The following is a 20265-nucleotide window of genomic DNA, read 5'->3' on the forward strand; positions in this document are numbered from 1 at the left end:
GGTCGCCGAGGGCACCAACGCGGACTCGGATATGGGCCCGGTGATCACCCCGGCCGCGAAGGATAAGGTCGTGCGGATTGTGGGCGAGGCCGAGGCCGACGGCGCCGCCCTGGTGGTCGACGGCCGCGACCTGGTCGTGGAAGGCAACGAGGAAGGGTTCTTCGTCGGCCCGACCGTGATCGATAAGGTCAAGACCGAAATGAGCGCCTACACCGAGGAGATCTTCGGCCCGGTGCTGGTGATCGTGCGGGTCAACGACCTGGACGAGGCGATCGATCTGATCAACGCCAACCCGTACGGCAACGGCACGGCCGTATTCACCGGCTCCGGCGCCTACGCCCGGAAGTTCCAGCGTTCGGTGAAGGTCGGCATGATTGGCGTGAACATACCGCTGCCGGTACCGGTCGCGTGGCACTCCTTCGGCGGCTGGAACGACTCCCTCTTCGGGGACCTGCACATTTACGGGCACGACGGAATCCGCTTCTACACCCGCGGCAAAGTCATCACCCAACGCTGGCCCGAACCAGCCCACGCCTCCGACGCCTCCTTCTCCTTCCCCTCCAACACCTGATTGCCGCTGACTGCCAGCTCGGACAGCCGCCATCAACGTAAAATAGAAAAGGTTCAATTAATGAATTTCAGTACTCGTCCCGAATTGGCCGGTACCTTCGGAATGGTTTCATCGACTCACTGGCTGCCTTCACAAGTCGGGATGGGGGTGCTGGAACGTGGTGGTAACGCATTCGATGCCGCTGTAGCGGCAGGATTCACTTTGCAGGTGGTTGAACCACATCAGAATGGACCTGGTGGAGATCTCCCGCTGATCTTCGCCCGTGGCGACGACAAGAAACCGACTGTGCTGTGTGCTCAGGGCCCCGCACCTGCGGGGGCAACCCCTGAGGCATTTGCGGCCCTCGACATTGACATGGTGCCGGGGACCGGGCCGCTTGCAACGGCCATCCCCGGAGCCACTTTGGGATGGATGACTTTCCTCCGGGATCACGGGACTATCAGTTTGCAGGACGCCCTGAGTCCTGCCGCGTCCTATGCCGAGAATGGCTTTCCGGCCGCGGCCAAGGTCGTTGAGTACATCGGGCGGATGGAACCAATGTTCCGGGAGCACTGGCAGCCCTCGGCTGACTTGTACTTGCCGGATGGCAAAGTCCCCGAGGCGGGACAGATGTTGGTCAACAAGGCGCTGGCCCGGACGTACCGGCGTCTGATGGAGGCAGAGACAAGTGCCCTCGACGACGGTGGTACGCGCGAAGATGGCATCGACGCTGCCATTGCGGAATGGACCGAGGGCTTCGTCGCCGAATCCATAACCGAATTCGTCAAAACGCCATGGCGGGATTCAACCGGAAAGAATCACGCGGGATTCCTGAACCGTGAGGACATGGCATCCTGGCGTCCGCATTATGAAGAACCCCAGACCTTTGAGTTCGAAGGCCACACCGTCTGCAAGGCCGGTTTCTGGAGCCAGGGCCCTGTCTTCCTGCAGCAGCTGGCATTGCTGGAGGGAATGGAAGTAAAGCCGGGTACCGCAGACGGAATCCACAAAATTCTTGAAGCCACCAAGCTGGCATTCGCCGACCGCGACGCCTGGTACGGCGACTCCGACGACGTCCCGGCCAAAACTCTTCTTTCCGCCGACTATGCGGATGAACGCCGGCGTCTGATTACCGATGAGGCGTCGCTGGAAATCCGCCCAGGCAGCCCTGATGGGCGGAATCCGATTCTTCCAAATCTGGAGGTAAAGGGTGACTTTGACGCCATCGGACTGAACGGAGTCGGCGAGCCCAACGCCGTCGCCGCTTTGCTTGACTCGGGTCCTAAAGCGAACGGTGAAGCTCGCTCGGATACCGTGCATGTCGACGTCGTCGACCGTTGGGGGAATATGGTTTCGGCCATGCCAAGCGGGGGCTGGCTGCACTCCTCACCTGTCATTCCCGAGCTTGGATTTCCGCTGGGAACCCGGTTGCAGATGGCTTGGTTGGAGGAAGGACTGCCGAATACGCTCAGCCCAGGCAAGCGCCCGCGCACAACGCTTTCTCCAACTCTTGTCTGCAAAGATGGCGAACCGGTTCTGGCTTTCGGCTCGCCCGGAGGGGACCAGCAGGATCAGTGGCAACTGCATTTCCTGCTGAATCACCTGCTGGGTGGGATGAATCTGCAAGAAGCCATCGACGCGCCGTCGTTCCACAGCACTCATTTTCCCAGTTCGTTCTTCCCTCATGAGCACCAATTGGGCGTCGTACTAATTGAACAGCGCGTGGGCGATGAAGTTCTGACCGCACTGAAGGCACGCGGACACCGGGTGGCACGCGCCGGTGACTGGGAGATCGGTCGGCTCTGCGCTGTGTCGAGGGAACCTGAAACGGGCATGCTGCACGCGGGGGCGAACCCGCGAGGCATGCAGGGCTATGCAGTCGGGCGTTGATAATGGGGATATCGGCGGTCGAAATGGGCCAGCGGAAGGCTAAACAGCCCCGTACATTCCGCATTGCGACACCCCGCTTGCATATGTGGCTTATGTTGGCGCTGACTTTTTCAACGGGCGTCATCGATGCAGTGGGATTCCTCGGCCTGGACCGGGTCTTTACGGGAAACATGACGGGCAACGTCGTGATCCTCGGTATGGCCTTGAGCGGGACGACGGACTTGCCGGTCCTCGGCCCCGCCCTGGCCCTGGTGGCGTTCTTCCTGGGTGCCATGCTGTGCGGGCGCATGCTTCGGGGACGGCCAGATGGCTGGGTCGGTCCGACGTCAGTGGCACTGGTCATCGTCGCAACAGTCCTGGTGGCGGTTTCGGTTCTTCTGATGGTGGCCGGTCGGCATGCGTTCCCGTTTATGACGGAGGGCATTACGTCCGCACTGGGGCTGGTAATGGGAATTCAGGCGGCCGCGGCCCGGCATATCAAGGTTCCAGATGTAACCACTGTCGTCGTGACGTCCACCATCACCGGTCTGGCCGCTGACTCCCGCCTGGGCGCGGATAAAAAACAGGACTGGTTGAAGCGGTTCCTCGCAGTGCTGCTCATCCTTGCTGGAGCGGTTGCCGGTGCCGGTTTGATGACGTTCACCCTATGGTTGCCGATTTCGATTTCGGGGTTCCTGACCATTGTCGTGCTCCTTATCGGGCACCTGCGTAGGCGGGCGGAAAAGCATCAAGAAAACAACGGCGGTGAATACGCCTAATTATTTCAACTGCGGCGGCTCCGAAAAAGACTTGCAACTTCCAAATGCAATGTTGATCGGGCCGCCGCAGGCTGTTAAGTTCGAAATAATTACAGGTGAAGATGCCCACCTGGTCTCCGCTATTCTAAGAGGACATGGAAACTATGCCTTCGCCGTCGAAAGCCAACGCTGACTCCGTTCGCCCTCCGAAAGCGGCCAATAAGCTTGTACAGAGTTATACGGACTTGATGAAATCGGTACGCGACGCTGGTCTGCTCCAGCGGCGGCGTAGGTTCTACATCACCCTCTTCGTTGTTCTCATGCTGCTGCTGACCGCGGCGTGGACGGGCTTCGCCCTGCTGGGGGATTCATGGTTCCAGCTGTTGATAGCGGCAGCCTTGGGCGTGATTTTCACGCAGCTGGCTTTCATGGCGCATGAGGCCGCCCACCGGCAGATATTCGCTTCAGGTCCTGTCAATGACCGTGCCGCGAGGGTGCTGGCGAATCTGGTGGTTGGGATCAGCTACTCGTGGTGGATGAACAAGCACAACCGCCATCATGCGAACCCCAACATCATGGGCAAAGATCCCGATGTCGATATGAAGGTGCTGTCCTTCGACGAGGAAAGTGCCAAGGGTAAGCGCGGTCTGGCGGCGCTGTGGACCCGCAACCAGGGGTACATGTTCTTCCCCCTGCTGCTGCTTGAAGGCGTCAATCTTCATGTGACGTCCTGGAAGACAGTCCTGGGGCGCGGCCGAGTGGAGAAGCGCTGGGTCGAAATCGCCATGCTGGGACTGCGCATGGGCGCGTATCTGGCCATCGTTTTTATGTTCCTGCCGGTTGGCATGGCGTTCGCCTTCATCGGCATTCACATGGCGGTCTTCGGCGTCTACATGGGCGCATCCTTTGCACCCAACCACAAGGGCATGCCGGTGCTGCCACGGGGCAGTAAGGTCGACTTTCTCTCCAAGCAGGTACTGACTTCCCGCAATATCCGCGGCGGTACGTTCATGAGCCACTTCATGGGAGGGCTCAACTATCAGATTGAGCACCACCTGTTCCCGAACATGCCGCGGCCGCATCTGCGCAAGGCGCGGGAGCTGGTACGGGCGCACTGCCAGGAACACGGCATCAAATACACAGAGACCTCGCTGCTGAAGTCCTACTCGATCGTGGTGCAGTACCTCAACCGGGTTGGGCTGTCCGCCCGGGATCCGTTCGACTGCCCGCTCATAGACCGGTACCGCCCGCGCTAGAGGCGGCGGTCCCGGTTAGCGCCGGGTCTCGTTGCCGCGGTTCGGGTCGGTGTCCAAGCGCCGGGTCTCGTTGCCGCGGTTCGGGTCGGTGTCCAAGCGCCGGGTCTCGTCGCCGCGGTCGAGATCGGTGTCCACCTGCCGCGTTTCGTCACCGCGGTTATGGTCAGTGTCCACATGCCGGGTCCCGTCGCCGCGGTCGTGGTCAGTGTCGACGTTCGGGTCGAGCAGGTCGGCCTCCCGGGTCCTGTTTTCCGTCTCGTTCCGCATCCCGTGCGCATCGGCTTTGCGCTGCTCAGCTTCATGGCGGAGACGCTCGGCCTCTACTTCCGCCTTTTCGGCTTCCGCTGATGCCTGGTTGGCGTCGGCTTCGCGCTCCCGCGTGTCCAGTTCGTTCTCCCGGGCCTTTTGGCGCATTTCCTCGGCATGGCGATGATCTTCCAGACGCTGCCGTTCGGCGTGTTCTTCCTTCTTCTTGCGTCCAAAGTAAATCGCTGCGCCAATGATGGCCAGCACAACGATGATCCCGACGATGATCCAGATGACTGCTTGGTCCACTGCTCATTCACCTTCTCTGTCGATGCTTCCGGTTTGCGGACGCTGCCGGACACAGTCTCCAGCCGGTTCTGCCGAAGCCTGTTGAACCAACTCTCGTCTTGCGCGGCGGACCCGTCAAGGGTTTAGCCTCAAGCCGAACTTGAAGCCCGCTTCCAGGTGGTAAATCCGCGCCCCAAAAACACTGCCGCAGGAGCCCCCCGCGTGGTTCAATTTAGCCAGAACGATCATCACCGTTTGATTCGCCATCGGGAGGATCCATGCAAGCGGGACAAAGAATCGTCGTCGGCTTCGATGGCTCGGACGAAGCCAGGCTGGCCGTGCGCTGGGCGGCCCATCTAGCCGTTGCGGAAGGGCGGGGCCTGCACCTGGTTCATTGCTGGCTTTGGCCGCTGTTCACCCACGATCTGGGTCCGGTCGAGGGCGTCGCAGGCAGCGGACTGAGGCATTCGGCGGAGGCCATCATCGAAGACGGGGTGGCTGAGGCGCGGGCAGTGGCGCCGGCGCTCGATATTAAGACCAGCCTCCTCACGGGTTCAGCTTCCTACGTTCTGGAAGAGATATCCCGGCGGCAGCGCATGCTGGTGGTCGGCAGTCGGGGGATCGGCGGCTTCCTCGGTCTGCTTGTCGGTTCCGTCAGCCTCCAGCTCGCCGTTACGGCAAAGTGCCCGGTCGCGATTCTGCGCTCCGCCGGCGATGCCAACGGGCCGGTGGTCGTGGGAGTGGACGGCTCCGCCGAAAGCAACATGGCCCTCGACGACGCCTGTGGCCTGGCGGGGCTATGGGATGCGCCGCTGAAGATCCTGCACGTGCAGAAAAGCATGGGCAGGTTCGGCCGGGGAAAGCTGACCGCCGATGCGGAAACCGAGGCAAAGGCAATCCTCGACGACGCCGTCACCAGGGCCCGCGCGCACGCGGCCGATGTGCCGGTCGAGGAGGAACTGGTATTGAAGACCTCACCACCGGGAGCGCTGGTGGAGGCCTCGCAAAATGCAAGAATCCTTGTCGTCGGGGCCAAAGGCAAGGGCGAATTCCGCGGCAATGTTGGATCAACGGCGCACGCCGTGCTGCACCACGCAGCCGGACCGGTGCTGGTCAGCCGGCGGGGCGCTGCTCCTGAGCCAGGGGAGGGAGGATCCGGTGGCCTTCCAAGCAGCTAATCAGCCACCGGGACAGCGGCACGTATCCGGCCATGCGTTTGCGGTTGTCCTCGGCTGGATCGGACTCGTTCTGCACATTCTGGTCGGTTTCCTCTACCTCGCCGCAGGACTTGTGGCACCGCTGTACGGAATCTTGTTCTTCTGGGCGGCCTGGATTGCGTTGACGATTGTCGCAGTGCACCTCCTCCAGCGCAGGCCGGCGTGGACGCTGGTCGTGCCCGTGGTCGCGGCATTGGTCCTGTTCGGCGGCATTGCGATCGGAGGCGAGCTGCTGGGCTGGCGCGCGTAGCAGCTTCCACCACGACGACGACCTGTCCGGTTTTGCGCCTCCGGGCTGGCCGGGCGGCATGCTTGAGGACTATCGTATGAATACCTTTGTGCACTTGCAGCGCCTTGCGGGACGAGGGAAGTGCCGACCGGGCCAAATCGTCGGGCGAACGGTGGTATAGATGGAGACCGAGCAGGTGCCGGCAGAGGATGAGGCTGTCCGGGTCCGGGAACGGATGCAGGGGCTGCTCGCCGCCGTCGTCACCATTGCCGGGGACCTGAGCCTTGAGGCAGTCCTGAACCATGTGGTGCACTCCGCCTGCCAGTTGGTAGGGGCCCAATATGCCGCCCTCGGTGTCCTGGAGGATGACCAGCAGGGACTCATGCATTTCATCACGGCCGGAATCGACGACGACACAGCCCGGAAAATTGGGACCAATCCCGTCGGCCTGGGCGTACTCGGACTACTGAACCGGGATCCCAAACCGCTGCGGCTGCACGACCTCCGCCGGCACCCCGATGCATACGGCTTCCCTGAGAATCATCCGCCGATGGCCTCTTTTCTCGGCGTACCGATCCGGGTCCGGAACGTGGTTTTCGGCAACCTGTATCTGACCGAGAAGCAAGGCGGCGGGGACTTCACCGACGAGGACGAGGAGCTGGCCGTTGCGCTCGCGGCGGCGGCCGGCGTCGCCATCGAAAACGCGCGGCTGTTCGAAGATGCACGACGGCGGCAGCAGTGGCGGCAGGCGTCGATGGACGTTACCGGAAACATGATGATGACCGTCCTGGATGCTCCTGTGGACGGACTGCACCTGGTGGCCGAGCGGGCGCTGGCCGAGTCCGGCGCTGCCTTGGCCATTCTCGGTTTTCCTGCCGGCGACGGCGACGCCGTTTACTGTGCTGCCGCCGCTGGAACCCAGGCCGACGACGTCGCCGGCAGGACGTTGTCCATAGCGTCGCCGTTGATCACCGAAGTACTCCGGATAGGAAAGTCGAAGGTGATACCCGACGCCGGCGGAATTCTGGACGCACAGGGAGTCGCAGGGCTGGGGCCGGTCCTCGCCGCCGCACTCGGGCCGCCCGGAAAGGACCAGGGACTGCTGCTGCTCGCGCGGGAGGCGGGCGGGGAAGGTTTCGTGCAGACCGACGTCGAAATGACAGCTGTCTTCGGTTCGCATGTCGCCTTGGCGCTCGAACTTTCGCGGGCGAACGGACTGCGCGAGCAACTGGCCGTCTTCAAGGACCGGGACCGCATCGCCCGCGACCTGCACGACGTCGTCATCCAGCGGCTGTTTGCCGCGGGCCTCAGCATGCAAAGCCTGCGCCGGTTCACTCCAGAACCCGCCGCCCTTGAGCGCATCGGTGCCGTTACCGGCGAACTCGATGGAACTATCCGCGAACTGCGCAACACCATCTATTCCCTTCGGGACGCCGCCGAGCAGGAGGTGTTGAGCAGCCGGATTCTCCGTGTCGTGCGGGAAGGGGCAAAATCAGTTGCCTTCACTCCGCGGCTGAAACTCTCCGGAGCCATCGACCTGAACATTCCGCAATCAGTGGGGGAGCACCTGCTGGCCGTGGTGACGGAGGGGCTGAGCAATGCCATCAGGCATTCCGGAGCAGACAGTATCGATGTCTCCGTGACCGTGGATACCAATGGTCTGGAATTGGTGATCTCCGATAATGGATGCGGTTTCGACGACGGCGGCTCCCGCAGTGGACTGGCGAACCTGGAGCACCGGGCGCGGTTGCTGGACGGGAAGTTCGACATCGACAGCGCAGCTGGAAAAGGGACGCGGCTGCGGTGGTCGGTCCCGCTTGGAGCCCCCGGGTAGCTTTATTGCTTCTCCCGGGTCACATACACCGCAGCCTGGGTGCGGCGTTCGAAGCCGAGTTTCGACAGCAGGGAGGAAACGTAGTTTTTGACCGTCTTTTCCGCCAGGAACATCTCCTCGCCGATCTGGCGGTTGGTTAAGCCTTGGCCGATCAATGTCAGGACGCGCCGCTCCTGCGGGCTGAGCGCCGCAATCCGCGAATCCAACGCTTCGGGATGGGTCAGTCCGCCGATGATCCTGGCTTCGACTCCCGGGTCGAAGAGGGATTCGCCGTCGGCCGCCCGGCGCAACTGCGTCACCAGCTCCATGGCGCCGATTTCCTTGAGCACGTAACCGGACGCCCCAGCCAGGACCGCGCCGCGCAACGCCTCGTCGTCGTCGTAACTGGTGAGGATCAGGCAATGCAGTGACGGGTCCACGGACCGGACGTTCCGGCAGACCTCTATGCCTGAGCCATCCGGAAGGCGGGCGTCGATGACGGAGACATCGGGATGCAGGGCCGGAATGCGGCGGGTGGCCTCCTCCGCAGAGCCGGTTTCCCCCACAATTTCGAATCCTTCGCTCTCCAGCAGTTCCTGGAGTCCGCGCCGGACCAGCTCGTGGTCGTCAAGGATGAAGACCCGTACGGGATCCTGGGCCGGAGCATCGCCGGGTTGCGGGATTGGTGCTTTCACAGTGCAATTCTGCCCGACCGGGGGGCGGTGCGATAGGGCCCAAAGTCCATTTGCGGTCGGCCCCTTGAAACATCAATTCTGATAGGGACTTAAGACCCTACTGGTGGGCGCCGTTCTGCAGGAGTCTTGAAGCGGGGATTCGCGGCCCGTCGGTGTAGGGGGAACCACCGGCGGGCACACCCCCATGTCGGGACTAAGGAATCTTCAAATGAACCAGAACCCAACAGGAGCAAAAATCGTCGTCGGCGTTGACGGTTCCGAATCGTCGATCGAGGCGTTGCGCTACGCCGCCAGCCTCGCACCGGCTTTGGGCGCAAAGATCAACGCTGTTGCCTGCTGGCATTTTCCGTACCTGTATGCAGGCATTGTGGAAGCGGCCGACGTCCAGGAGTACGAGAACTCCGCGCGGCAGTCCCTCGAAGAGGCCATCAAGAGGGCGTTCGACGGCCGAAAGAAGCCGGATATCCACACCTCGGTACTGAATGGGCCCGCGGCGTCGACCCTGATAGATGCCAGCGAAGGCGCCGACATGCTGATCCTCGGACGGCGCGGTCATGGCGGTTTCAGCGGGCTGCACCTCGGCTCAGTCAGTACCGCCTGTGTCTCGCATGCGACGTGTCCTGTACTCGTGGTTCACGGCGGCGGCAAGCGGCATTCGCACTGACCGAACCAGCGCTGTTCACCGAGCTGCCGCTTAAGCGTTACGGGCGGTGCTGACCACCTGGAGCCTAAGCGTTACGTGCGGTGCGGAAACCGGAGAAAATCTGGCGCCGGATGGGATAGTCCCAGTTCCGGAAGGTGCCGCGGCATGCCGTGGGATCCGCCGCCCACGAACCGCCGCGCAGGACCTTGTAGTCACTGCCGAAGAAGACCGCGCTGTATTCCTCGTACGGGAAAACGGTGAAGCCGGGATACGGCCGGAAATCACTGGACACCCATTCCCAAACGTCACCCAATAACTGCTGGACCCCCAGCGGTGAAGCACCCTTCGGATAGGAACCGGCAGGGGAGGGGCGCAGCGCCGCTCCACCCAGATTCGCGTGTTCCGGTGCTGGATCGGCGTCGCCCCATGGGTACCGCAGGGAGCGGCCTGTGTGCGGATCCCAGCGGGCGGCCTTCTCCCACTCCGCCTCGGTCGGCAGCCGCCGTCCCGCCCAGCGGGCAAAGGCATCCGCCTCATACCAGCACACATGTTGGACGGGTTCGTCACCCGGAACGGGTTCGACGACGCCGAACCGGCGCCGCAGCCAGTGGTTTCCTTCGCGCTCCCAGTACTTGGGCGCCTCGAGGCCCGCAGCGTTGCAAAGATCCCAACCCTCGGCGGTCCACCAGCGGGAGTCCCGGTAGCCGCCGTCGTCGATAAATTCCAGGAAGGCGCCGTTGGTGACTGGAAGCGAGTCGATCCAAAAACCGGGAACATCGATTTGGTGCGCCGGACGTTCGTTGTCCATGGCCCACGGTTCCAGGGAGGTGCCCATTGTGAAGGTGCCTGCTGGTACCAAGACCTCCCGGGGCAGTCCCACCGTGGTGGACGAGGCACTTACGGATGCACGCTTGACCCCGTTCCCGGCGCCGTGCAGCAGCGGTTCGCCCGAGCGCAGTTGGTGGGTGACGAGCATCGTCTCGGCGTGCTGCTGCTCGTGCTGAATCATCATTCCGAATAGGAAGCCGCGGTCCTCAAGGGGCGTTCCCTCAAGCCGGCTGCGTTCGAGGACATCCATCGCTTTGGCTCTGACTTCGGCGATATACCCCCGCGATTCGTTGGGCCTCAGCAGTGGCAAAGTAGGCCGGACGCTGCGGGGGTACTCGAAAGCGTCGTAATACCGGCGGATGTCGCAGCGCAGCGGTTCCATCCGGCCGACGTCGTGCAACAGCCACTGCTCCTCCTGGCTTCCCACATGCGCCAGATCCCAGACCAGCGGCGACATCAGCGGCGAATGCTGTTTGAGCAGCTCCTCATCATCGAAGTCCGCCAGGGCGAGGATCCGGTTGCGGGCGCGGTCGAAGCCGTTGGCGATCAGCGACCTGAGGGTTTCGGCGCCGGCGGCGTCCGGTCCGGGAACGTACGCGATGGTCACGGCAGCAGTCCATCTTCGGTCGGATCGAAATAACTGCCGGTGCGGCGCCACAGCTCCACCCGGTCGTCCGCCGGGCTGCGTCCGCGGTTGGTGTACCGCTCGACAAACTCCTCTGTGCGGGACACTGTTTCGCTGTCGGCCCCCAACCGGTCCAGCGCTCCAAGAGCCGCTTCGGCGCAGGCCAGCGCCGCCGCGGCGAGTACCGGATCGGTCAACCCGTCCCTTGCAGCCGACGATACGGGGCTGGGCAGACTGCCCAACGCCGCGCAGGCGTCGGCGGCAAGATCCGACGCCCGTTCATCGTCGACGAGTGCCGCCGTCATCGCCGCTACAGCTTCCCAATCGCTGCCAGCCTGTGCGTCGATGACCCGCAGCTCCAGGAAACCCCGCGGCCGGACATGTGGAAACAAAGTGGTGAGATGGTAGTCGACATCCCCCAGCGTCGCGGGCCTGGGACCCCCGCCGCGCAGCCATTCCCGCATTGTCAGACCGCGGGGAGCCTGCCAGGATCCATCGACTGATGGAATGCAAAGCACAAAAGCGTCGAGGGCGTAGCGGGCCCAGGCGGAACGCGGATCGTCCGACGGCGGTACCGGAGCCGCCCGTGAACAATCGGTGGAGAGCCACACACCCTGCCGGGCGCTGCGCCAGCCGCTGGGTACGCCAAAACGGAACGGTGAATTGGCGAAAGCCGCAATAAGTACCGGTGCCAAGTCATGCAGCCGCCGCCACCGCTGGACTGCACTCCCGGTTCCTGTCCCATCACCGCCGGCGTCGAGGCACACCTGAAGCGACGCCGTCGAACACATCATGGTGACTCCCGCCGGACTGGAGCGTCCGTAATACTCCTCCATGGCCTCGTAACGCGGCAGCTCCAGCGTGCGTACCGGCGGCCGGAGTCCATCCAAGGCGACCGGGCAGAAGGCAAGGCCGGCGTCTGTGACCCTTGCATCGATGGCAGCCAAGTCGGTGCGGACGTCCTTGACCAGGGCGGCAAAGCCGGGAGCGCACGCCGTACTCACCTCCAGTTGGCCACCCGGTTCGAACGTGACAACCCCGCCCCGGGGAAGTGATTGACCCGCGTCTCCGACTACTGAGCGGACCTCCGCGACGGGAACAGGACGTTTAGGATCAGCAGCATCGTGGATGATCCGCTCAATCTCCAGGCCAATGGCTCCACAAGGTCCGGTCCTGAAACAAGCCGCAGCGATGTAAAACTCCGCCTCCGATTCCAATACCGGGCGGAAATCCGGCTCCAATTTTGGCCTGGATGTCAAAGCACACCGTCCCTTCGGTGCATGCTCATAGACGGCTAGTAAACAGTCACGCGGCACTTCTGTCAATGGTTCCGCTGCGTTACAGGAAACTTTTCAGATTATGGGTTGAATCGCTGATTTGTGGGGTTACAATCATGCATCAGGTGGTTCAGAAGTGACTGATTTCACATTGGCTCTGCTGTTGGGGGGAGCCTGATTCAAGGCACTCTTGTGACCCGCGTTTTGTGACTAATGAGAATCCTCAAGGAATTCACAGGTTCCAAAACGCAAGCTTGGTTCCGGGACAGCCCCCGCACAGGGCTCCCATCACTCACAGAATGTGCGCAACTAAGGGGAACCACAATGAAGTCCGATACAACCAACCAGGCCCGGCAGGCCAAAAGCCGCCGGTTGCAACGACGGCGGGCGGCGGTGGGAATTGCTGCAGCAGGAGCTGTTCTGTTGCCGCTCTTCGGCGCAATACCAGCAGCAACATCGGCAACACCGGCTACCGGCGGCGCACTCGCACCTGCCGCACTCGCCGGCATGCTGCCTGCCGCACTACCAGCAGGACCGACCGGGGTAGGACCAGTCGATCCCGATAATGGATATCCGTACTGGTATGGCGATGCCGGAGTTCCGGCGACTGCTACTACACCGGCACTGGAGCCCGTGCGTCTGGAACTCTGCCTCGTCGTCGCTGAATGCGCCGCTGCCGCACCGGAGGCAGGTGTCGATCCAGGCTACGATCAGAGCCAGCCGCTGACTATCCCGGGAAACTTCCCGGAGGAAGCGTTCTGGTGGTCCGGTGAGGCTTCGATGACGCTGACTGGTGGAGCAGAGGCCAGGCTGGTCATGGCACAGGAAGCCGCATTCGGCGGGGACGGATCGGTCGCGGCGGGACAGCAGAACGGGTTCCAACGGATTCGTATCCGTATCGATGATGCAGTTCCGGGGGGCGTCTACACGGTCACCCACCCCTATGGAAAACTCGAAGTAACGGCTGACGATCGTGGCCGCGTCCGCTTCACGGAGGACATCGGATGCCTCCAGCAGCCATGCACCTGGGACGAGCCGACAGAGGGCAAGGTCGGCCCATTCCTTCGCTGGTCCGGCGATGAGGCACCGGCAGGGACCGTCGGTGATCCCAACGTGCTGCACAGAGTTGTCGGCAGCCCGAACAATACGAACTACTTCAGGATTAAGGGCCCCAACTCAACGGGAACGGTCGTCACGAACCGTACGAGTATGTTCGCCGTCATGGGCCAGATTGCAACGCTGAAGGCCGACGTGGACAAGCCCGGTGGGCTCTACAACCAGACCCAGGAAGTTAGGATCCAGGCGTCGTTCCCGCATGAATCCAAGATTGTTTGGACGACGGACGGCAGCAATCCAACCGTTGATGCAGACGGAACCGTTACCAACGGCGAGGAGTACGTTCCCGCTGAAGGCGAAATCAACCCTGCAGCGACCGTGACCCTGGCATCACCGGGAACACCGACGTTGAAGTTCATCGCCGTTGATATCGCAACAGGCGACGCCACGGAAGTATACAGCGAGGTGTACGATCTGGACCCGACCAGCCCCTGGGTTGAGGCATCACCTGCCGCAACGGTTCCTTTGGCAGGTCCGCAGACGGTGACGCTGACAGGCACCATGCCCTCAGGCGAAACGCCGACCGTCTACTTCACGACAGACGGATCCGTCCCGCAGTACACCGCAGAGGGAGAGCCGACCGGTTCAACTCAGGTTTACACGGAACCGCTGGCCATCCACTCCTCGACCATTCTGCGGACGGTCGCGGTCGACGCTGCGGGTGAGGCCGGCGAAGTCCGGACGCTCCCCTACAAGATTCACAACCTTCAGTCCATTGGCGCAGTGGGGGAGCACGGCTTCCCTGCTACCTTGACGGATAACGGCTTCGGGGATCAGGCTCCAGTGACATTGGACCTGTGCCTGGACGACCCGCTGTGTCCGAACGTGGATGCGCGGCCGAATCCGGACCTGCCGACGGCGTGGCCGAACAACTTCCCCGCCGAGGCGTTCTGGTGGGCTGCAGATGCTGAAATGACTGTTGCGGGCGAACGCGTCCGTCTGGTCCTCGCCTCCGAGGCGGCATTTGCGTCCGGCGAAGCCAAAGAAGGCGACCAAATCGCCTTCGGCCGGATCAGGGTCCGCGGCGACGCGGTCTTCGAGCAAGGCGTAACCTACCTGGTAACCCATCCGTACGGCACAGTGCGGCTCACGGCAGACGAAGACGGCGACCTCAATTACACCGAGGATCTGGGCGCCATGAATGGCAACGGTAACTTCGATGCGCTGCTTGAAGCGAAGATCGGTCCCTTCCTTCGCTGGGATGCAGGTGCACCGGCCGGCTACCTGGGTGACGGCGCCACGCCGCACACCGTTGTCGGCAGCCCGTACGACACGAACTTCTTCCAGCTCACGCAACTCACGAACACCGCGGGAGAACCGCTGGCTGAGCCGGTAGTGCTCGGTGAGACGAATGAGTTTGTGGTCCAGGGGCGCGAGGAATTCTTCTCGGATGCCCGTGGCGCAATGTGGGAAGAGCAGATCCGTTGGGCTGTTGACAATGGCATCACCGCCGGCTTCGCTGACGGGACGTTCCGTCCGCAGGCCAACACCAGCAGGGATGCGATGGCTGCGTTCCTGTACCGTCTGGCCGGGTCGCCTGAGTTCGTGGCACCCGAGGTGTCGCCGTTCGTGGATTACGGTCCGGAGAACGCGTTCTACAAGGAAGTCACTTGGCTCGCAGAGCAGGGCATCACGAACGGTTATAAAGACAACACAGCGGATACGACGGTTGAGTACCGCCCGTTCACCGAAATCAACCGGGATGCGATGGCTGCGTTCATCTACCGCTTTGCCGCCATGGCGGGGGACACCATCGAAGGACCGGCTGCGGACTACGCGGGGCCAGCGGTGTCTCCGTTCGTGGATTACGCCCCGGGCGAGAAGTTCTACAAGGAGGTGTCCTGGCTGGCAGAGCAGGGGATCACGAACGGTTACACAGACGGTCCGAACGACACCACCGCGGAGTTCCGGCCGTTTATCCCGATCAACCGCGACGCCACCATGGTGTTCTTGTGGAGGCTGTCCGGACAAGGGCAGTAGCTGATTGGCCGCTCCGTCACCGAGAGGCGGTGGAGCGGCCAACCAAATAAGTCAATACGAAGTGTGGCCCATGCGAACCAGATCGCGTGGGCCACACTTTTTGGTGTAGTCACGCAGACGCCGCAGCACCAGCAGGGCTGCGTATCTGCCATCGCAATACCGTCAGCCGGGGCTCGGGGCTGATCGCCCGCGCCGCCGATCTAGAATCCATCGCCGAACCCGGACGAGCCCCTTGACAACCGTTTTGGCGGCGGGGGCGGCGAGCATCGACCGGGCATCGGCAATCGCGGCATTCCACACGCCGTCGTTATATGTGGGGTAAGGGTGCGTGACTCCCGCCAGGTCCCGGGTGGAAAGGCCCTTTTCGACGGCGAGGGTCAGTTCGGCCAGCGACTCGCCGGCCCGTGGCCCGACGATGGTGCCGCCAACGATCCGCCCGCCTTTGCCGATAATGAGCCGGGTCAGACCATCCGGAGTGCCTTCGGTAATCGCCCGGTCCAGCTCCCGGTGCTCGATGGTTGAGGCACGGTACCGGCTTTGCCCGGTGACGGTAATGCCGACGGCGGCAAGTTCAGGGGCGGTATAGGTCACCCGTGGAATTACGGTGCTGACGCTGCGGCTGAGTCCGAGGATGGCGTTGAAGGCAGCAACGCTGGCAGATACTCCGGCCAGGTGCGTGAACTGTGGATTTGCTGTCACGTCTCCGGCCGCCCATATGGTTTGGTTGGAGCTGCGCATCTTGGCATCCGCGACAACGTGGCCGGTATCGTCGCAGTCCACCCCCACGGTTTCCAGCCCAAGCCCTTCTGTCCTGGGCCTCCGCCCGGTGGCGATCAGGACGAAGTCGCCATCGTGATGCGAACCATCGGCCAATTCGGCACGGCTGATGCCATCCGTCGCCGAGAGCCGCTCGACGGGGGAGTTCTCGAAGAACTGTACGCCGTCGGATTCCATGCTTTGCCGGACGACGGCGGCGGCGTCCCGGTCCTCCTTTGGAAGCAGCTGTGAGCGGGCCAGAATCGTGACCTTCGATCCGAACCGCGCAAAGGCCTGTGCCAGCTCGCAGGCAACGGGACCACCCCCGACGACGAGAAGCCGGTCCGGAGCCTCTTCAAGGTCCCAGATTGTTTCCGATGTGACGGTAGTTGCTTCGGCCAGTCCGGGAATGGGTGGCGACGCAGGCTCCGCCCCGGTGGCGATCAATGCCTGCCGGAAAGCGATTGTTTCGCCGTCGATTTCAGCCAGTCCAGGCGCGGTAAAGACCGCGGATCCCTTTCGGACAGTCACGCCGGCCTTCTCCAACGCAGCCGGGGAATCGACCGGTTCAATCGTGCTGATTGCGCTGCGGATGTGTTCACGCGCCGCGGCGAAACCCGATTGCCGGGTCCGCGTCTGTCCTGGAACGTCTCCAGTCAGTTCCCGCTCGGGAATGCCGCCGGTCAGTTCTTGCTCAGCCAAACCGCCAATCAGGTCCTGCTCCAGTTTCGCGCGTTTAGCAGCGGCGAGGATGGCCTTGGAGGGAACACATCCCGTCCAGAGGCAGTCACCGCCAGTGCGGTCCCGCTCGACCAGAACAGTGTTCGCCCCGAGTGCTGCCGCCGTCGTGGCCCCGACAATGCCTGCCGTCCCACCGCCAATCACGAGCAGGTCCACGATGCCTTTGTCCGATTCCATGCGGTGCTCCCTGTGCTAGATTCGACTTCCAATGCTTGAAAAGTACAGCACCTTCGCCCCGTATTACGACCTGTTGTCCGGCGAATACCCCGTCTATCGGGCGGGAAGAGTCCTCGGTATCAAGGCGCTGGGCCTGAGCGCGGGGGATCAGGTGCTCGATATCGGCTGCGGCACCGGGTTGAACTTTCCGCTCCTGGAAAAGCGGATCGGCACGACCGGAACCATCGTCGGAATCGATAAGAGTCCGGACATGTTGCGCCAGGCCCGGCGCCGGGCCGACAAGCATGGTTGGAGCAACGTTATTCTTCTCCAGGCGGACGCGGCCACGCCTGCTCTGGATGACATTGCTGTCCGGATCGAGGCTCAAAATGGGCGTCGCCGCTCGGACGCCGCCATCGCCACCTACGCACTGTCGCTGATGCCGGACTGGCCCCGGGCCTGGAAAAACATGCAAGCGCTGTGCCGGAACCGGGGGGCGCTGACCGTGGTCGATATGCAGGAGCCCGTCGGGACTGCCGCTGCCTTTACACCACTGGCCAGATTCGCCTGTTGGCTCGGCGGCGCCGACATCTCAGCGCATCCCTGGCGCGGTGTCGAGCAGGATTGTGAAGAAGTCACCGCAGCGTCTGCCCGTGGCGGCCACCTGCAAATCCGGGCTGGCCGAACAAAGGCTGGGACACCGCCGTCGTAAAGCCGGCCGATTCCGGTCTCTGGCACGCGCAAAACTGCGTATCGATCAGAAGGGGTTGAGCAACCGGTGGACGAACTGCCGGGTCCGGTTTTGCCTCGGGTCACGGAGCACACGATCGGGATGGCCATGCTCGACGACGACGCCGCCGTCCATGAAGACGACCTCGCTGGCCACTTCACGGGCAAAGACGAGCTCGTGAGTCACCAGGACCATGGTCCAACCTTCTTCCGCCAGTTCCTTGATCACCGACAGGACCTCACCCACCAGCTCCGGATCCAGTGCCGAGGTAGGTTCATCGAACAACAACACCGATGGCTTCAGCGCCAGTGCGCGGACAATTCCGACACGCTGCTGCTGGCCCCCGGACAGCTCGTGCGGGTACTGGTCTTTCTTGTCAGCCAGGCCAACGCGGCCCAGGAGCGAGACGGCATCGCTGACAGCATCGGCCTTCTTGCGCTTTTGTACCTGGACGGGACCTTCGATCACGTTCTCCAGCACCGTCTTGTGCGGAAACAGGTTGTAGTGCTGGAACACCATGGCGCTCCGGTCGCGCAGGGAGGCCAGCTCCTTGCGCGTGACGGGAGAGGCGAAGTCCACCTCCGGCCCACCGTCGAAGGCGACGATGCCGCCGTCGGGTACCTCCAAGCCGTTGAGGCTGCGGAGCACCGTCGTCTTGCCCGAACCGGACGGGCCGATCAACGCCACCACTTCGCCCTGGCGGACGGAAAGGTCGATGGAGCGGAGTACCGTGTTGTCGCCGAAGGATTTTTGCAGTCCTTGGACCGATAGTAACGGAGCGGAATTAGTGGGCGACATAGCGGTCCAGCCTCTTTTCCAGATAGGACTGCCCGGTGGAGAGCACGAGGCAGAACACCCAGTACACCACCGCGGCTTCAAGGTAGATCAACATGAACTGCTGGCTGAACGCGGCGATTTCCTGCGCCTCGCGGAACAATTCCGTCACCAGGATCAACGATGCCAGCGACGTGTCCTTCACCAGCGAGATAAAAGTATTCGACAGCGGCGGAACCGAGACCCGGGCGGCCTGCGGCAGGATGATCCGGCGCAGGGTTGTGGTGGGGGACATGCCGATGGTGTGGCCAGCTTCCCACTGGCCCTTGGGCACCGACAGGATCGCGGCCCGGATCACCTCCGCCGCATAACCGCCGACGTTCAGGGAGAAGGCGATGATGGCGCTGGGCCACGGCCCGATGGTCAGGCCAATCGAGGGCAGGCCGTAGAAGATCACGAACAACTGCACCAGCAGCGGCGTACCGCGGATGATCGAGACGTAGCCGCGGGCGATGCCGGAAATGATCCGCTTCCGGCTGAGCCGCATCAGCGCAACGACCAGCGCCAGGACCAGGCCCACGGCAAACGACGTCAACGACACCGGGATGGTTCCGGTCAGGCCACCGCGGACCAGCGGCCACAGCGATGACCAGACGAGGTCCCAGTCGATACTCATACAGTTACGCTGCCGGCGTCGTTATTTACTGACGTCCGTACCGAAGTACTTCTCCGAGATTTCCGCCAGTGTGCCATCCGCGCGCAATTCTTCCAAAGCCTTGTTCGCCGCCTTCACCAGCTCGGGACTGCCCTGCTTGAAGGCAAGTGCGCTCAGCGACTCTTCCTTCGTCTCAGCTGCGATCTCGATGGCATCGTTGTTGTTGGCCTGCTGGTAATCCAAGTAGGTCAGCTTGTCATTGATGGTGGCATCCACGCGGTCCTGCTCGAGCAGGGCAACGGACTGGGCCCAGCCCTCGACAGCCTGGACGTTCGCACCGCTGGACTTGGCGAGCTCCTGCCAGTTGCTGGTCAGCGACTGGGCGGTCGTCTTGCCGTCCAGGTCTTCGAACGATGAGATCTCGTCATTGCCGGCCTTGGTCACGATCACGCCGGTGCTCACGGTGTAGGGCTCGGAGAAGGCGTACTCGGCCTTCCGCGCATCGGTCATGGTCACTTGGTTGGCGATCACGTCGAAGCGGCCGGCTTCCAGACCGGCGAAGATGGCGTCCCACTGGGTCTCGCGGAATTCGGCCTCCACGCCCATTTTTTCCGCAACGGCCCTCATGACCTCGACGTCGTAGCCGGTTAGTTTGCCGGTGCCGTTTTCGTGGAACGAGAAGGGCTTGTACGTCCCCTCGGTGCCGACAGTGATCACGCCTGCCTCCCGGATCTGCTCCAGGCTGGACGCAGCGGCGCTTGAGCTCTCGTCTGAACCGCCGGTCGATCCTGAGGCACCGCAACCTGTGATGGCCAGGGTAAGTACGGCGGCTGCGCCGAGCAGAGAGAAACGACGATTCATGATGAGGAACCCCTTCAAGGTATAGACGAGCAGGCCCGGCTAAAGCAGGACCGCTAAATGTAACCATTACGGCGGCGGGAAATTCCGGCCGGCGTAACGCGGCGTCATATTCGGGGTAGTTGTGCAGCGCGGCGGAATGAGTGGGACGGCAAGTGGCTGCCAAGTATGGTGGAGAACATTCCGGCATCTGCGCCGAACGGTC

19 protein-coding genes are annotated in these 20265 nt (G+C 62.8%); 11 read left to right on the plus strand and 8 right to left on the minus strand.

The window, feature by feature from the left end; genetic code table 11:
* From ACX80B_RS15575 to ACX80B_RS15595, 5 genes are all read left to right on the plus strand, one after another.
* A partial coding sequence (locus ACX80B_RS15575) for an aldehyde dehydrogenase family protein (protein ID WP_459297795.1) occupies positions 1-571 on the plus strand: 571 nt, incomplete at its 5' end.
* 60 nt (positions 572-631) lie between these two features.
* Positions 632-2440, plus strand: coding sequence for a gamma-glutamyltransferase family protein (locus tag ACX80B_RS15580; protein WP_459297797.1), 1809 nt, complete (start codon positions 632-634; stop codon positions 2438-2440).
* 92 nt (positions 2441-2532) lie between these two features.
* Entirely contained in the window at positions 2533-3198 is a 666-nt protein-coding gene (locus tag ACX80B_RS15585; protein ID WP_459297799.1) for a YoaK family protein, read from the plus strand.
* On the plus strand, positions 3185-3370 hold the full coding sequence (locus tag ACX80B_RS15590) for a hypothetical protein (protein ID WP_459297974.1): 186 nt from the start codon (positions 3185-3187) through the stop codon (positions 3368-3370). The genes ACX80B_RS15585 and ACX80B_RS15590 overlap by 14 nt, the downstream gene beginning before the upstream one ends.
* Positions 3333-4433 (plus strand): fatty acid desaturase family protein, encoded by a 1101-nt coding sequence (locus ACX80B_RS15595; RefSeq protein WP_459297801.1) that lies wholly within the window; start codon positions 3333-3335, stop codon positions 4431-4433. The genes ACX80B_RS15590 and ACX80B_RS15595 overlap by 38 nt, the downstream gene beginning before the upstream one ends.
* A 15-nt stretch (positions 4434-4448) precedes the next feature.
* Here ACX80B_RS15595 and ACX80B_RS15600 read toward each other — a convergent pair whose 3' ends face one another.
* Positions 4449-4988: a hypothetical protein gene (locus ACX80B_RS15600; RefSeq protein ID WP_459297803.1), complete on the minus strand. Its 540-nt coding sequence runs from the start codon at positions 4986-4988 to the stop codon at positions 4449-4451.
* A gap of 257 nt (positions 4989-5245) precedes the next feature.
* On the opposite strand from ACX80B_RS15600, the gene ACX80B_RS15605 reads away from it, so the two are divergent.
* The 3 genes from ACX80B_RS15605 (at position 5246) to ACX80B_RS15615 (ending at position 8247) form a co-directional block, all read left to right on the plus strand.
* Positions 5246-6145, plus strand: coding sequence for a universal stress protein (locus ACX80B_RS15605; protein WP_459297805.1), 900 nt, complete (start codon positions 5246-5248; stop codon positions 6143-6145).
* Positions 6126-6434, plus strand: coding sequence for a hypothetical protein (locus ACX80B_RS15610; RefSeq protein ID WP_459297807.1), 309 nt, complete (start codon positions 6126-6128; stop codon positions 6432-6434). The genes ACX80B_RS15605 and ACX80B_RS15610 overlap by 20 nt, the downstream gene beginning before the upstream one ends.
* Before the next feature lie 160 nt (positions 6435-6594).
* Complete coding sequence (locus ACX80B_RS15615; protein WP_459297809.1) at positions 6595-8247, plus strand: GAF domain-containing sensor histidine kinase; 1653 nt, start codon at positions 6595-6597, stop codon at positions 8245-8247.
* A 2-nt stretch (positions 8248-8249) separates the two neighbouring features.
* Here the strand turns inward: ACX80B_RS15615 and ACX80B_RS15620 are convergent, their stop codons facing one another.
* Positions 8250-8921 carry a response regulator gene (locus ACX80B_RS15620; RefSeq protein WP_459297811.1) on the minus strand — a complete coding sequence of 224 codons (672 nt, stop codon included), beginning with the start codon at positions 8919-8921 and terminating at the stop codon, positions 8250-8252.
* Between the two features lie 208 nt (positions 8922-9129).
* On the opposite strand from ACX80B_RS15620, the gene ACX80B_RS15625 reads away from it, so the two are divergent.
* Complete coding sequence (locus ACX80B_RS15625) at positions 9130-9585, plus strand: universal stress protein (RefSeq protein ID WP_459297813.1); 456 nt, start codon at positions 9130-9132, stop codon at positions 9583-9585.
* A 64-nt stretch (positions 9586-9649) separates the two neighbouring features.
* Here the strand turns inward: ACX80B_RS15625 and egtB are convergent, their stop codons facing one another.
* Both egtB and ACX80B_RS15635 read right to left on the minus strand, forming a co-directional pair.
* Positions 9650-10999, minus strand: coding sequence for an ergothioneine biosynthesis protein EgtB (egtB, locus tag ACX80B_RS15630; protein WP_459297815.1), 1350 nt, complete (start codon positions 10997-10999; stop codon positions 9650-9652).
* Positions 10996-12276, minus strand: a complete 1281-nt coding sequence (locus ACX80B_RS15635; RefSeq protein WP_459297817.1) for a glutamate-cysteine ligase family protein — start codon at positions 12274-12276, stop codon at positions 10996-10998. The genes egtB and ACX80B_RS15635 overlap by 4 nt, the downstream gene beginning before the upstream one ends.
* Before the next feature lie 342 nt (positions 12277-12618).
* Between ACX80B_RS15635 and ACX80B_RS15640 the strand changes: the two genes are divergently transcribed.
* Complete coding sequence (locus ACX80B_RS15640; protein WP_459297819.1) at positions 12619-15390, plus strand: S-layer homology domain-containing protein; 2772 nt, start codon at positions 12619-12621, stop codon at positions 15388-15390.
* Between the two features lie 162 nt (positions 15391-15552).
* On the opposite strand, the gene ACX80B_RS15645 is transcribed toward ACX80B_RS15640, so the two are convergent.
* Complete coding sequence (locus ACX80B_RS15645) at positions 15553-17064, minus strand: dihydrolipoyl dehydrogenase family protein (RefSeq protein ID WP_459297821.1); 1512 nt, start codon at positions 17062-17064, stop codon at positions 15553-15555.
* A gap of 31 nt (positions 17065-17095) precedes the next feature.
* Here ACX80B_RS15645 and ACX80B_RS15650 point away from each other — a divergent pair, with 31 nt between their 5' ends.
* Positions 17096-17755, plus strand: coding sequence for a class I SAM-dependent methyltransferase (locus ACX80B_RS15650; RefSeq protein WP_459297823.1), 660 nt, complete (start codon positions 17096-17098; stop codon positions 17753-17755).
* 45 nt (positions 17756-17800) lie between these two features.
* Here the strand turns inward: ACX80B_RS15650 and ACX80B_RS15655 are convergent, their stop codons facing one another.
* The 3 genes from ACX80B_RS15655 to ACX80B_RS15665 are packed head-to-tail and all read right to left on the minus strand — an operon-like array spanning position 17801 to position 20063.
* Positions 17801-18571 carry an amino acid ABC transporter ATP-binding protein gene (locus ACX80B_RS15655; protein ID WP_459297825.1) on the minus strand — a complete coding sequence of 257 codons (771 nt, stop codon included), beginning with the start codon at positions 18569-18571 and terminating at the stop codon, positions 17801-17803.
* On the minus strand, positions 18558-19217 hold the full coding sequence (locus ACX80B_RS15660) for an amino acid ABC transporter permease (protein ID WP_459297958.1): 660 nt from the start codon (positions 19215-19217) through the stop codon (positions 18558-18560). The genes ACX80B_RS15655 and ACX80B_RS15660 overlap by 14 nt, the downstream gene beginning before the upstream one ends.
* A 27-nt stretch (positions 19218-19244) precedes the next feature.
* On the minus strand, positions 19245-20063 hold the full coding sequence (locus ACX80B_RS15665) for an amino acid ABC transporter substrate-binding protein (protein WP_459297827.1): 819 nt from the start codon (positions 20061-20063) through the stop codon (positions 19245-19247).
* Positions 20064-20265 lie beyond the last annotated feature (202 nt).

Source organism: Arthrobacter monumenti (genome assembly GCF_054511255.1).